The organism is Nitratiruptor sp. YY08-26 (assembly GCF_016593215.1).
In the GTDB taxonomy this organism is placed as follows: domain Bacteria; phylum Campylobacterota; class Campylobacteria; order Campylobacterales; family Nitratiruptoraceae; genus Nitratiruptor; species Nitratiruptor tergarcus.
Window position 1 is genome coordinate 456578 of sequence record NZ_AP023063.1, and the last position, 14095, is coordinate 470672.

General features: G+C 37.9%; 13 protein-coding genes. 9 read left to right on the forward strand and 4 right to left on the reverse strand.

Annotated elements, in window-relative coordinates:
- Positions 1 to 6 precede the first annotated feature (6 nt).
- From JG738_RS02595 to JG738_RS02610, 4 genes are read right to left on the reverse strand one after another with little or no spacing between them, the layout of a single operon-like run.
- Positions 7 to 1302 (reverse strand): TolC family protein, encoded by a 1296-nt coding sequence (locus JG738_RS02595; RefSeq protein ID WP_201338216.1) that lies wholly within the window; start codon positions 1300 to 1302, stop codon positions 7 to 9.
- Positions 1299 to 2849, reverse strand: coding sequence for a DHA2 family efflux MFS transporter permease subunit (locus JG738_RS02600; RefSeq protein ID WP_236583202.1), 1551 nt, complete (start codon positions 2847 to 2849; stop codon positions 1299 to 1301). Before JG738_RS02600 ends, JG738_RS02595 begins: the two co-directional genes overlap by 4 nt.
- A complete protein-coding gene (locus tag JG738_RS02605) occupies positions 2842 to 3207 on the reverse strand; it encodes a four helix bundle protein (RefSeq protein ID WP_201338217.1) in 366 nt (121 codons plus the stop codon). Before JG738_RS02605 ends, JG738_RS02600 begins: the two co-directional genes overlap by 8 nt.
- A gap of 36 nt (positions 3208 to 3243) precedes the next feature.
- Positions 3244 to 4368, reverse strand: a complete 1125-nt coding sequence (locus JG738_RS02610; protein ID WP_201338218.1) for an HlyD family secretion protein — start codon at positions 4366 to 4368, stop codon at positions 3244 to 3246.
- A gap of 87 nt (positions 4369 to 4455) precedes the next feature.
- On the opposite strand from JG738_RS02610, the gene JG738_RS02615 reads away from it, so the two are divergent.
- Genes JG738_RS02615 through JG738_RS02655 form a run of 9 tightly spaced genes read left to right on the forward strand, consistent with a single transcriptional unit; the run spans position 4456 to position 14084 of the window.
- Complete coding sequence (locus tag JG738_RS02615; protein ID WP_201338220.1) at positions 4456 to 5043, forward strand: TetR/AcrR family transcriptional regulator; 588 nt, start codon at positions 4456 to 4458, stop codon at positions 5041 to 5043.
- A complete protein-coding gene (locus tag JG738_RS02620) occupies positions 5040 to 5912 on the forward strand; it encodes a patatin-like phospholipase family protein (protein WP_201338222.1) in 873 nt (290 codons plus the stop codon). The genes JG738_RS02615 and JG738_RS02620 overlap by 4 nt, the downstream gene beginning before the upstream one ends.
- Positions 5913 to 5924: 12 nt before the next feature.
- Entirely contained in the window at positions 5925 to 6230 is a 306-nt protein-coding gene (locus JG738_RS02625; RefSeq protein ID WP_201338224.1) for a phasin family protein, read from the forward strand.
- Entirely contained in the window at positions 6230 to 7879 is a 1650-nt protein-coding gene (locus JG738_RS02630) for an AarF/ABC1/UbiB kinase family protein (protein WP_201338226.1), read from the forward strand. Before JG738_RS02625 ends, JG738_RS02630 begins: the two co-directional genes overlap by 1 nt.
- Positions 7876 to 9033: an HlyD family secretion protein gene (locus JG738_RS02635; RefSeq protein ID WP_201338228.1), complete on the forward strand. Its 1158-nt coding sequence runs from the start codon at positions 7876 to 7878 to the stop codon at positions 9031 to 9033. The genes JG738_RS02630 and JG738_RS02635 overlap by 4 nt, the downstream gene beginning before the upstream one ends.
- A gap of 39 nt (positions 9034 to 9072) precedes the next feature.
- On the forward strand, positions 9073 to 10293 hold the full coding sequence (locus tag JG738_RS02640; RefSeq protein WP_236583204.1) for an MFS transporter: 1221 nt from the start codon (positions 9073 to 9075) through the stop codon (positions 10291 to 10293).
- Entirely contained in the window at positions 10274 to 11893 is a 1620-nt protein-coding gene (locus JG738_RS02645) for an ATP-binding cassette domain-containing protein (RefSeq protein ID WP_201338230.1), read from the forward strand. Before JG738_RS02640 ends, JG738_RS02645 begins: the two co-directional genes overlap by 20 nt.
- Positions 11890 to 13005: an ABC transporter permease gene (locus JG738_RS02650; RefSeq protein ID WP_201338232.1), complete on the forward strand. Its 1116-nt coding sequence runs from the start codon at positions 11890 to 11892 to the stop codon at positions 13003 to 13005. The genes JG738_RS02645 and JG738_RS02650 overlap by 4 nt, the downstream gene beginning before the upstream one ends.
- Positions 13002 to 14084, forward strand: a complete 1083-nt coding sequence (locus tag JG738_RS02655; protein ID WP_201338234.1) for an ABC transporter permease — start codon at positions 13002 to 13004, stop codon at positions 14082 to 14084. The genes JG738_RS02650 and JG738_RS02655 overlap by 4 nt, the downstream gene beginning before the upstream one ends.
- Positions 14085 to 14095: the final 11 nt, after the last annotated feature.

The following is a 14095-nucleotide window of genomic DNA, read 5'->3' on the forward strand; positions in this document are numbered from 1 at the left end:
TGCCTCTTATCGTTGTAGTGCAACTTTTTCAAAGTTTTTAAGTCCACTGAGTAGATAGATATAAGCTTTTTGATTGAAAATCTCTGCCTTTATAGCTGCTTTTTTCGCTTTTGCTGCTGCAAGATCTGCGATGGAACGACTCAGCTCATCTGCACTTGTAAGCTGATTATCAAATCTTCCCTGGGTTAGTTTGTAGTACTCTTTTTGTGCTTTGACCTGAGCCTGTGCACTTTTGAGTTTTTGCTGGAGCACAGCAAGTTTAACAAAAGCATTGTTAATATTTGTAGCGATTTTCTTTTTATATTCAGCTATTTGCAAGGCGGTTGCTGCTTTTTTAATTTTGGCAGCTTCTACCGTTCGCGTATCACTTAGTCCTGAGAACAGATTCCACTGAAAAACTGCTCCTGCATAGCTTTGATCTGCATTTGTAAATCCATCGCCATTGAGGGCTATACTATCTCCATGCTTTTTGAGTGCTGCAATGAGCGCAATTTTAGGATAATAGGAGCTTTTAGCTAGAATAATATCCTCTTCATTGATTCTTAAACTCTTTTGCAAAGCTTTTAGATCTTCTCTTTGTTGCATAGCAGTTTGAAGAATATGTGCTTTTTGCGGCTCTGGAAACGATACAAGACCATCGATGGTAGAGATTTTTGTATTGAGTATATGGGAAATATCATTATAAAGTGCAGTGATTTGTCCCTTCGTTTGTGTTATATCTGCTGCAATTCCATACTTTTTGGCTTCGAGATTATAAAGTTCACTTGGAGCTAGCAGCCCTTTATCATGGAAACCTTTCGCTTTTTTATAAGCCAGTTCTATCGCTTCATGTGCTTTTTGCAAAGCTTGCAGTTTTTGCTTTAATGCAAAGATTGAACTATAAAGCATAGTTATTTGCATATAGAGATTTCTTTTGAGATCATCTTTTTTGAGCTTTGCTTTTTGATACTCTAGTTTGGCTTTGTGGATAGCAGCTGTAATTGCAAAACCGCTAAAGAGTGGATAAGTGAGTCGCAGTTCTCCTTGCCACTGCTCTTTTTTGCCCATAGGAAGACCCGTTACAGGCATTTGAGGCATATGCAAATACATCGTTGGAGTCTCTTGGAGATGAATAGCTTGTAAAGATGCATCAAGTGATGGTAGATTTTTACCTTGAGCCGCCTCAGCTATTTTCTTTGAAGCAATAGTTAGCTTTTGTGCCTGCTGGAAAAGCAATGAATTATCTATTTTTTGCAACATCTGTGTATAGTTTTGTGCAAAAAGGGGTAAGAGAAGAGACAAGAGGGCTAAGATTTTTTTCATTGGTTCTCCTTTGGTTTTATCAAAAAGAGTAAAAGTACAAAAATCGTACCAAAAACTCCCCAGTAGCCTGCATGCATGAATGTATTGTAAAAGCCATAATTAAAGCTCATAAACTCTTCAAAACTACCAAATATGATCTTTATTTGCTCCCAGCTTATACCGAGAAGATTTTGTAGTTTATGAAGAAAATAGTTAAGATATTCATAATTTTGTAGTTCATTCATACGCAAAAAATGCATATTTTTAAAATATTCCATATTGTTTGTTGCAAGAGCTGTACCAAAACTGCCTCCCACGAAACGAAAGTAGTCCATAAGTACAATGGCAAGTTCACCTTTATGTGGTGGCGCGCTTTGCATTACCATAACAGTCACAGGAGCGAAGAAGAGTCCCATGCCAATACCAAAAGGGATGGTTAAAAGCATTGCCTGGTGCATTGGGGTATAGTAGTTGAGTTTTGGTAGCAAAAGTACAGAAGTGGCGACATAGACAAATGCTGCCAGTGCAACCGTTTTTTTTGCTCCAATTTTATCTGCAAGCATACCTGCAAGTGGAGAGAAGATTCCTATGAAAACTGCAAATGCAAAAACGGCAATACCAGCATTGAGAGTTGGAAGCATTTTAATTCGCTCATAATAGACAGGTAGCAGATAAAAATATTGATACATAGAAAAGCCGAGGATGAAAAAGTAAATCATCATGCCGTTAAAAAAGTCGGGATTTTTAAACAAAGAGAAATCTATAAGCCTATATTTAGAGTTAAACTCCACAAGAGCGTAGAGCAAAAAGCCAATAATGGTGCAAAAAAGAAGCACTCCTATAAAAGAGCTGTTAAACCATCCAAACTGCTGTCCCTTAGAGAGCATGACAAGTAGTGAGACTGTTGCAAAGCTAAGAAGTATGAAGCTAATAAAATTAAATCGCAGTTTTTCAAAGAGGCGCTCTTTTGGTAAGAAGATGATACCGGAGATAAGAAGTAAAATACCTACTGGGACATTGATGAAAAACACCATACGCCAGTTATAAAATTCAGTCAAATATCCTCCCACTGTCGGGCCAAGGGCTGGAGCAAAACTGACTCCTAATGCAAAGATCCCCATAGCCAAACCCTTTTGATGGGGTGGAAAGTAGCTAAAAATCATGATATGACTTGTGACCATGATAAAAGCTTCGCCTACACCTTGGATAATACGAAAAATGATCATCTCTTCAAGAGTGTTTGCAATACCACATGCGAGGGAGGCTGCACCAAAAAGAGCTACACCTGATAAAAAAATGGCTTTTGAGCCGTATGTTTTAATGAGCCATTCGGTAATAAGCAGGCCAATAGCCGCCGCTATCATATAGCTTGTAATAATCCACTGTACCCCATACATATCTGTGGCGAGGGGACCTGTGAGTTTTGGGACGATGACATCTACAACAGTAGTATCTAAAATTGCCATAAATGCCCCTACCATCACAATGATAGAGAAGATTGCACGCTCTGTGGGGGTTATATCCCAAGGATTGTTGTCATTGGACATTGGATATTGGACATTAGGCATTGGAATTTCCTGTTTTTGAGATAAAACTGTTTAATTTTTTACCCAATATTTCCAATTCCTTAATAAACCACTCATACTCTTTCTTTTTAATAAGACTTCTTTGATATAAAAGATATATCCAATGCTTGCTCTCCCACAGACTCCCTCTTGCATTATAAAAAAATTTTATTTTATTTTTATAATGAAATCCACCAAATCCCTCAGATATATTTGCACCAATTGAATCTATTGAAGCTAAAACCTGTTTCCCTATAGAAAATTTTAAATCAAGTGGCAATCTGGTATAAATTTCCCAAATTTCTTTACTTAAACGGATAGATTTTTTATAAATATCTAAATTCTTAAGCTTTTGTTCCATAAATTTTTCCAATGTCCAATGTCTAATGTCCAATGTCTAATGTCCAATGTCTCTTCTTATTGCCACAGAGGCACCCATACCTGCTCTAAGCCCTTCAATACTATCAAGTTTTATTCTCACTTTAAATCTTTGGTCAAGCTTGGTAAATTCCCCACTTGCTATATCCCTGGGCACCAAGCTAAAAGTGGAGGCAGATGTAGGAGCAATTGACTCTACTATCCCATGGTATGTTTTGTTTGGAACTGCATCGACATTTATTGTAACACGATTTCCAGACTTTACTCCGTGCATCTTCTTTTCTGAAAGCAGTACTTCGCAATAGAGCTTTTTAGGATCAGTAACAGCATAGACAGGGCTTCCTTTTTTAACTATTTCTGGAGTATCGAAGAATTTCTTAGCAATGATTCCATCAAAAGGAGCATAGAGCTTTGTATAGGATAGTTTGAGGTTGAGCTCGCCGATTGCACTTTTTAATGCAGCTTTCTCTTTTTCCAGTGACTCAATCTCTTTGGAGAGCTCTAAGATAGACTTTTCTTGGTTTTTTGCTATTTTGGCTCTATCTTGTAATTCTTTTTGTTTGATAAGGAGTGCAGCTATTGCTTTTTGCATCGCTTTTAGCTCTTTTTGCATCGCTATTGTTTGCGTGTGGATATTTTCATACTTCTCTTTTGCGATGAGTCGCTTTTGAAGAAGATTTTTAAAGCGTTTTTCATCTTTTTGGAGTTTAATAAGTTTAACTCTATTTGCTTCCAACAGAGATTTTTTTGCCTCGATCTCTTTTTGCAAAGCTTTGATCTTCTGGTTTGCTATTTCACTTTGCAAAATAAGATTTTTTTTGAGTCTCTCTCGTTTTAGCTGTAAAGCCTCTATTTTTTTTATCAAAGCCTCCTTTTTATGCTCTAATTTCTCTTTTGCTTTGCGAAAGTCTGTATCATCTACTATAGCCAAGAGTTCACCTTTTTTTATAGGCTGGTGCTCTGTTTTGGTCATTTTTGTTACTTTGCCGCCTACTTTAAAACTAAGCATCACAAGTTCATCACTTTTGATAAAGGCTGCGTCGCTTACAGCATTGACTTTTCTATAGTGGAGATAGTCAAATCCAAGATATCCAAATAAAATAATAAGGAGAATAATAACTACTGAGCCTATTTTTTTGCTCATATCTACCCCTGTGAATGAGATTCACAAAAATGATATATAATTTTTCATTAAGAGTAGCTGAGTTATAATGGTTGCAAAGAAGAGGTAATGATGAAAGAGACTATCAAGCAAAAGATCATAGAGACAAAAAAAGAGATTTTACTTGAAGCGATCTCCAATCTTTTTGAGGAACAAGGGTTCGCAGATCTTAAAATGCAAGATATAGCTAAACATTTAGGTATATCTGTAGGGGCGATCTATAAGATTTTTACCTCGAAAGATGATCTTATTTTGGCCTATATTCAGTTTCAAATAGAAAAATTTTATACAATGTTACAAGAAAAAACAAATAATATAGATGATTCGCTTCAATGTTTGCAACTCTACGTTAATCTCAAGTTTGAGGTGTTCAAGCAAAAAAGAAAAGCATTAGAAGATCCATTATTAGGAGATCCTCTTTTCTTTTTAAAGATGGGCAAAAAGCAATATACACTTATTGAGCCGATTCATATGCTATTGGCTTCATGGTTTCAAAAACTTCACTCGCAAAGACCTCTTCAAGAACAGGACTTTTTGAAATTAGCATATCTTTTTAACTCTTATACAAACGGATATGTTGAATACTGGATCGTTCATGATAAAGATCTGAACCCTTCACAAGTAGTGGAGCTCTTTTTGCAAGGCGTGGGAAAATGAAAAAGAAGAAGATCTCTTTAGTTCTTGGAAGTGGAGGTGCAAGAGGATATGCTCATATTGGAGCTATAGAGGAGATTGAAAAGCATTTTGAAATAATAGCAATTAGTGGTGCATCCATGGGAGCTCTTATCGGTGGGCTCTATGCGGCTGGGAAACTGGATGAATATAAAGAGTGGGTTTTGGGACTTGATGCTTTTGATGTAATGAAGTTACTTGATTTCTCTTTTGATAAAAGAGGGCTTGTTGGCGGAGAGCGCGTCAAAAGAAAACTTCGCCAAATTTTGGGAAATGTCAATATAGAGGATCTCCCTTATAGCTATACTGCTGTTGCTACAGATCTCAAAAAACATAGAGAAGTATGGTTTCAAAAAGGAGATCTACTTGAAGCCATAAGAGCTTCTATTGCTATTCCATCTTTTTTTACCCCCGTCGAAAAGGATGGAATGCTTTTGGTAGATGGAGGTGTTTTGAACCCTTTGCCAGTTGCTCCTACTATGTCAAGCCCTAGTGATTTGACAATAGCTGTGTCGTTGCTTGGAGAGGGTGAGTCTTTATCTGTTCGGATACCTGATGAAATTATTCAAAGAGAGTCAAGGCTTGAGACTATAGCAAAAGATGTGATGGAAAAAACTAGGAAAATATTTGAAGATAAACAAGATGAGTATCATCTCTTTGATATTGTAGATATGGCTATTGAGACAATGCAAAAAACCCTCTCAAATTATAGGCTGGGTGGATATCCTCCTGATATTCTTATAGAGATTCCTCAAAGCATTGCTGGAACACTCGATTTTCATAAAGCGTACGAAATTATAGAGATAGGAAGAGAAGAGACCAAAAAAATGTTAAGAAAAATAAAAAAATCTTAAAAGGAGAGAAAAATGGAAAAATTTGGACCAATGGATCTTGTAAAGTTTGGTATTGGAAGTATGTTGTTAGCAAAAGAGCAAGCAGAAAAGTTTATTGATGAAGCTGTAAAAAAAGGGGAAATGAGTAAGGAAGAGGCGAAAAAGAGAATGGAAGAGTTAAAAAAGGAGGCTGAGAAAAATCAAAAGGCTTTTGAGAAAATGATAAAAGATGAAGTACATAAGGCTCTCAAAGAGTTTGGTATCGCTACAAAAGAGGATATAAGAGAACTGAAAAAAGAGATTGATGAACTTAAAGCACTCTTGCAAAAAGAGAGTTGATGTTTGATAGTATCAAACAGCTTGAGAGACTTAAAACCATAGCACTCATTTTGACTAAAAATGGTTTTGATGATCTTGTAAGTGCTATGGGATTGCAAAGGTATATCTCTTCTTATAAACAAAGAAGGGTGATCCATCTTAGCCGTAGTGAACGTATAAGAAAGACGGTAGAGGAACTAGGTCCTACATTTATAAAAATGGCGCAGATTCTCTCTACCCGTCCAGATCTTATTCCCCTTGAACTTGCCAACGAGTTTTCCAAGCTTCAAGATCGCGTTGAGGCTATGCCTTTTGACAAAATAGAGCCGGTATTTATAGAGGAGTTTGGAAAAAGTGTTGACCAGATTTTTGTTGGAGAACTTACACTTCTTGCTTCTGCCTCTTTGGGTCAGGTTTATAGAGGAAGACTCCATAGTGGGGAAGAGGTAGCTATAAAAGTTTTAAAGCCAGGAATTGAGGATATTATTGCTGCTGATATTGCCATTATGAAAAAAATTGCTACTTTGATAGAGGATAAACTATATAAATATGGTATAGATTCGCCTTTGGCAATTATTGAAGAGTTTGAAAAAAGCATTAAAAAGGAGCTAGATTTTACAAAAGAGGCTCTCAATCTCAAGAGATTTGCCAAAAATTTTGCAAATGATGAGCGAATCATCGTTCCGAAGTTGTATGGAGAGTTTTCGACAAAAAAAGTTTTAACGATGGATTATATTGAGGGCATCAAGGTATCTGAAATTGAAAAATTAAAAAATGCAGGCATAGATCCAAAAATTGTTGCTAAAAATGGTTTTGAGCTTTTATGTAAGCAGATATTTGTATACCGTTTTTTTCATGCAGATCCTCATCCTGGTAATATTTTTGTACTAGAAGATGGAAGAATCGCTTTTATTGATTTTGGGATGATGGGGAGTATCGGACAAAAAGATAGGCGCTATTTTGTAGATATGATCTATTATGTTGTAAAAGAGGAGGAGGAAAAAGCTGCCTTAGCCATATTGAAACTTGCAAAAGTTAAAAATGAGCATCTCGATGAAGATGCTTTTGCTAAAGAGATGGGTGATGTTATCCGCACATATTTTTATGGCTCTTTAAAAGATATCGATATCCGATCGCTTTTAAATGATGTGGTAACTCTCATGAGTCGATACAGAGTCTATTTTAGAGAAAACAACTACCTTCTTGTCAAAGCGCTTATTACTATTGAAGGAGTTGGAAAAGCTTTAGATCCTGAATTCAATGCTGCGCAAGAGATAAAACCTTTTATTATGAGTTTTTATAAAGAGTATTTTTCCCTTAATGCCTTTTTGTCAAAAGCCTCTGAAATGCCAAAAGAGGTGGGAGACTTTTTCAAAGAGTTTCCTGATGACATAAAAGCAATTATAGATAAAATGAAAAATGGACAATTAAAAATAGAGTTTGAACATGTTGGGCTTGAAAAGATGGAAGAGAGTATTGAAAAATCTGCTAATCGCCTCTCTTTGGCAATTGTGGTCTCTTCTATCCTGATAGGTTCGGCTTTATTACTCGTGGCCAATACTCCTCCACTCATTTATGGGATTCCTATTTTTGGACTTGCTGGTTTTCTTATAGCAGTAGTTATGGGAGGAGTTTTAATCTATTCGATATACAAAAAAGGGAGATTATGAAAATAGTTCAAAAATATTGGGTAGGCTTTTTTGCGCTTGCACTTTTCATTTTGGCTGCTGTGCTTATCTATATAAAACTCCATCCAAAAAAGCTGCCACCAAACTTAATCGAAGGAGTAGGGAGATTTGATGGCGATCTTGTCAATCTTAATACAAAATATCCTGGAAGAGTTGCAAAGATCTTTTTCAATGATGGAGATGCGATCAAAAAAGATGATGTGGTTGCTGTTTTAGAAAGCAAGGAGTTTACAAAGCAAAAAGAGGCAATCCAAAAGCAGATAGAAGCTAAACAAGAAGAGCTCAAAGCTAAAGAGATAGAACTTAACATAAATGAGACAAAAATCCCACAAATTCTTGCAAAAGCGACCTCTGCTCTCAAAGCCAAGCAAAAGCAGCTTCAAGAGATTCAAAGCGCTATAGCCTCTCAAGAAGATGTTGTAGCACAAGATAGAAAAGACTATCTGCGTATCAAAGATCTCTATAAAAAAAGGCTCATTCAAAAACATAAATTAGAAGAGATTACACTCAAATACAAAACAGATAGAAATAAGCTTCAAGCACTCAAAGCCAAAAAAGCACAACTCCTCCAAGCCATAGCTATCGCTAGGAGCGATGTAGCAGATGCCAAGGCTGCACAAAAGGGTCTTGATGCTTTGCGTGAGGGTGTAGCAGCACTCAAAAAAGGGATAGAAGCACTCAAAGCAAAAAAAGGACAGATTGAAGCAGTCATCGCAGAGCTTACTCTCAAAAGTCCACTCAATGGATATGTAGTGGAAAAGATTGCAAATAGTGGGGAGGTTCTAGGTGCTGGTATGCCAGTAGCAACCCTTATCGATCCAAAAACACTCTATCTCAAAATATATGTCGATACATTATCCAATGGTAAAATCAAACTGCACAATAAGGCAGTGATATTTTTGGATGCATATCCTAATAAGCCAATTGCGGCTGAGGTAGTACGCATAGCACAAAAAGCAGAGTTTACTCCCAAAGAGGTGGCTGTAAGAAGCGATAGGATCCAAAGAGTTTATGCGGTACATCTCAAACCTCTCAAACCAGATCCTTTGCTCAAACTAGGCCTCCCAGCTACTGGCGTCATATCTATTGATGGTAAGGGACTTCCAAAAAGTCTTCATGAGATACTACAGATTTAGGCATTGGATATTAGATATTGGACATTGGAGGAGAAAATTGTGAAAAATAAATTTGATGATTTAGAAGAATCAAAAACCTCAAATGTCGAATGTCAAATGTCCAATATCCACAAAATAGACAGAAATGTTGTGGTTCTTGGCTGGGTGAGTTTTTTTACCGATATGGCCACAGCTATGATAAATCCAATTTTGCCAATCTTTGTTGTCGTTATTCTTCATGAAGGAGTAGATAAGCTTGGAATCATTGTAGCAGTTGCTACCTTTGTCTCATATGCCTTGCGTCTACTCTCTGGCTTCATTAGCGATCGCTATGGAATTGTCAAGCCTTTGGTTGTGAGTGGATATGCGCTCTCAGCTTTGAGTAAACCTCTCATAGGTCTTTCTCATAGTTACAAAAGTGTAGCAGCTTTACGGGGATTGGAACGTTTAGGTAAAGCGCTACGTAGTGCGCCAAAAGATGTTTTGATAGCTAGTTTCAGCAAAAAAAAGAGTACAGGTAAAACCTTTGGTTTTCATAAGACGCTTGATATCGCAGGAGAACTTACAGGAACGCTTCTTGCCTTTTTCCTTCTGTGGAAGCTTGGAGAGAGTGAGGAGGTTTTTCGCTCCATTTTTTTCTTTACCATAATTCCTGGATTCATAGGTCTCATCTTAGTAATATTTTTTGTCAAAGATGTACCTAAAAAGCCTGGGTCTAAAAACTTTCGCCTCACTGTAAAAGATAAGAGAGTCATTGAGATGCTTTTTTTTTATTTTCTCTTTGTCTTTTTCATGTGGAGTGATGCATTTTTGACGATGCAAGCAAAGAGTGTCGGCATTGCAGTGATGGTTATTCCTCTTCTTTTTGCTATATCTACAGGCACCCAGACACTTACTAGCTATCTTTTAGGAGTTTTTATTGACCGTATTGGAGCACTCAAAATTATGGCTTTTGGATTTTTGAGTGGAATTATTTCACTCTTGCTACTCTTTTTGCAAAAGCCTCTCTTTACTTGGATAGCTTTTGCATTTTTTGGACTCTTTACCGTAGCAACTCTCAATGCTACAAGAGTCTATATCGCTATGCAAAGTGATAATAAAGGTTCAGTCTATGGGGTGTTCTATGCAGGAGTCGCTCTCTTTGGAGCGCTTGGTGCTTATGTGTGTGGACTGCTTTGGGAGCACTTTGGTATGTATACAGCTCTTGTTTTTTCACTTATTGGAACTACTGCACTGTTAATGCTATTTGCAGGAAAAAATTATGGCGCTTTTAGAGGTTAGGGATGTCACAGTCCACTACAAAAAGCGCATAGGTATCGCACATGCAAGCCTTGAAGCTCAAAGAGGAGAGATTGTAGGATTTATCGGAGCAGACGGGGCTGGCAAGAGTTCGCTCATGCATGCTATTGCTGGAGTGATACCTTTCGAAGGGGAAGTAAGCTTTGGTGGTATTACTTACCACTCACCCAAAGAGGCTGAAAGAATCAAAAAAGATATAGGACTCATGCCACAAGGCCTAGGACTCGTGCTCTATGATACACTGAGTGTTGGTGAGCATCTCGATTTTTTTGCTGATATTAGAGCCTTAAAAAAAGATGATAAATTTTACGCCTATCGCCAAAGACTCCTTGAAATGGCGGGTCTTGCAGAGTTTACTGATAGGCTTGCTGGGAATTTAAGTGGTGGTATGCGCCAAAAGCTCTCACTTATTTGCACCCTTTTGCATCGCCCAAAGCTACTACTGCTTGATGAGCCTACAACTGGAGTCGATCCCTTAAGCCGTCTTGAGCTTTGGGAGATTCTCGATGATATCCGCAAAGAGGAAGGAACTGTCGCTCTAGTAAGCACAGCCTATATGCAAGAGGCGCAAAAAATGGATAAGGTACTGCTCTTTGAAGAGGGTAGCATCATTGCAGGTGGCAAGGCAGAAGAGTTGGTGGATTCAATTAAAGAGTATGTCTGTGAGCCAACGGAGTGTCAAGAGTGCTTTACAATTCATGGAAAAACCTATTCGCTTCAACTCTTGCCAGCAAAGCACAAAGAAGCAACTTTAGAAGATATATTCTTTGTAAGCGGCTTGCAGCACAATAAAATCCCTCCAAAGATAGAGATAACTGAGCGTAAAGTGGCAATTGATCTTCCAGAAATAGTGATGGAGGCACGAGGTCTGACGAAGCGATTTGGTGATTTTGTAGCAGATGATCATATCGATATGGTGCTCAGGCGTGGTGAGATTTTGGGACTGCTTGGAGCAAATGGCGCTGGCAAGACAACATTTATCAAGATGCTCTTGGGACTTTACCCAATTGATGAAGGAGAGCTTTATCTCTTAGGAAAACCCATTAAAAGCGGACAGGATAGACAAGATCTCAAGGCAAAAATCGGCTATGTATCACAGCGCTTTGCCCTGTATAATGATCTTACAGTGCGCGAAAACCTTATCTACTTTGCCAATATGCACCAAATACCTCCTCTTGAAGCGCTTGAACGCATAGAGCGCTATGCCCATGAACTGGGATTTGAGGAGTATATGGATGATTTTCCAACCTCTTTGCCTCTTGGAGTCAACCAGCGCTTTTCGGTAGCAGCTGCACTTTTGCATGAGCCTGTGGTGCTTTTTTTGGATGAGCCAACAAGTGGAGTAGATGCCATTGCAAGAGCGCAGTTTTGGGAGCTTTTGAAGCAGCTAAAACAAAAGTGGGGCATTTCGATTCTCATTACCACACACTATATGAGTGAAGCGGAGTTTTGTGATAGAGTCGTAGTGCTTAAGCGTGGGAAAAAGATCGTTGATGATACTATTGATAATCTATACAAAAAGCATCCTGAAGCTAAAAGCTTTGAGGATATTTTCCTTTACTACTACAAGGTAAACAGATGAAAATTAGGACTGTGCAAGCCTATATCAAAAAAGAGTTTATTGAACTTGTCAGAACAAAGCTCATCTTTTTAGTCTATCTTATTCCAACGATGATTTTGATTCTTTTTGGCTATGGCATTCGCCTAGAAGTCACCCATGCAAGAGTACTTCTTATCGATAATGATGCGAACAAGCTCTCAGCTGAACTGATAGGAAAATTTGAGCACTCCAAATATTTCACACCTACACTCTCTCATATGAGTGAGCAAAAGGCACTGCGCCTCATGAAGCAGGCAAAAATTGATGCGATTGTGATCATCCCAAGCTCTTTTGAAAAACGCTTGCTTCATGGTCAAAGAAGTGAGATGGGAATTTTTGTAGATGGCTCTTTTCCTATGCGAGCGCTAACCATTCAAAGCTATATAGAAGGAACTATCCTCAAAGCTGCTCAAGATATTGGAGCAAAGATGGGGCTAAAGCCAAAAATTGCGATCAATCAGCGCACTCTTTTTAACCAGGCAATGCGCGATGAGGATGCCATCGTTCCAGGTCTCATAGGACTTGTGCTCTTAGTAGCTCCAGCGCTTCTCTCAGCCCTTTTAATTGTCAAAGAGAAAGAAAAAGGTACCATCTTTAACTTCTACGCTTCACCTCTTTCAAAGTCAGAATTTTTGGCAGCAAAACTGATACCAGTTTTTTTGCTCCACTCTATCAATATCTTTATTCTTTTCATTTTGGCACTCTATATATTTGAAGTTCCCTTTAGAGGAAGTTTCTTTCTTTATTGGGTAGCAAGTGAACTCTATGTGTTCATAAGCCTCTCAATAGGACTTCTCATCTCCATCATTACAAAGCGTCAGATTGTAGCTGTGGTGCTTACTGTTATTGTGACAGTGATTCCTGGATTTTTATATTCAGGGATCTTAATGCCAATATCATCGATGAAAGGGGAATCTTATATCGAAGCGCATCTCTTTCCAGTAATGTATTACAATCATATCGTTTATGATGCATTTCTCATAGGACAAGGATTCGCATCGCAAAAAAATATCCTCTATCTTGCTATATTAGTAGGTTTTTTCCTTCTCTATTTTCTAATAGGTACACTGCTACTAAAAAAGGAGATGCGATGATACGCTCCTTTATCGTTACTTTTCTCAAAGAGATACTTACCTTTTTGCGCCTTCCCCTCTTGGTTTTGGCCGTGCTCTATTTCTATACTCTTGATGTTTATATTGCAGGGGCTGGTATAGCAGTGAAGCCAAGAAATGTGACAATCGGATATGTAGACTATACTGGAGGTGGAGTGAGTCAAAAGATCCTTTCACACTTTCATGCCCCAGAGTTTAAAAAACCAAAAGCCTTTTTGGATGAGCAAAGCCTTCGCAAAGCGATCTTCAATAAAGACATCATGGTTGGTATCATTTTTGATAGAGAATTTGCCACAAATTACGCTCAAGGTAAAAAAGCAACTATCAATGTACTTTTAGACTCCACTGCAGCTGCACAAAGCTTTATTACACTTAGTTACTTGCAAAATATTATCTTAGATTTTCAAAAACTTCGTCTGCCTGTTGAGCTCAAAACCCATAAACTTTTTAATCAAAATGCAGATACACATATGTTTATCTCTTTAGCTGAACTGCTCTCTGTGATAACACTTCTGAGTGTTATTCTCACAGCGATGGTTTTTGTGAAAGAGAAAGAGGATGGCACATGGGATCTCATGCTCTTGATGCCAGTGGATGCAAAGGTGATAATACTTGCAAAAAGTCTCTCACAGGTATTTATCAATCTTTTAGGGACGATCATTTCTGTTGGGTTTGTGATCCTTTGGGCATTTGACACTCCAATAAACGGCTCTTTCTGGGCTTTTGTACTGCTTAGTTTTTTCTATATTCTCAGTAGCGCTGGAATCGGGCTCTTCATAGCTGCCGTAGCAAGAGATATCATGCAAGTAGCACAGCTCTCAATACTTATAATGATGCCAATTATATTTTTAAGTGGTGCCTGGACACCCATTTATGCGATGCATCCAATCTTACAAAAGCTCTCACTCTTTTCACCTCTTCGCTACTATATAGAAGGAACGGAGAGTATATTCTTCCGTGGCACACCATTTGTAGATCTGTGGCCATATTTTGCTGGAGTTACACTCTTGGGCATTATGCTTTACTATTATGGATTTAAAAAAATAGGTAAACTCTTTTAGTACTACTTTGT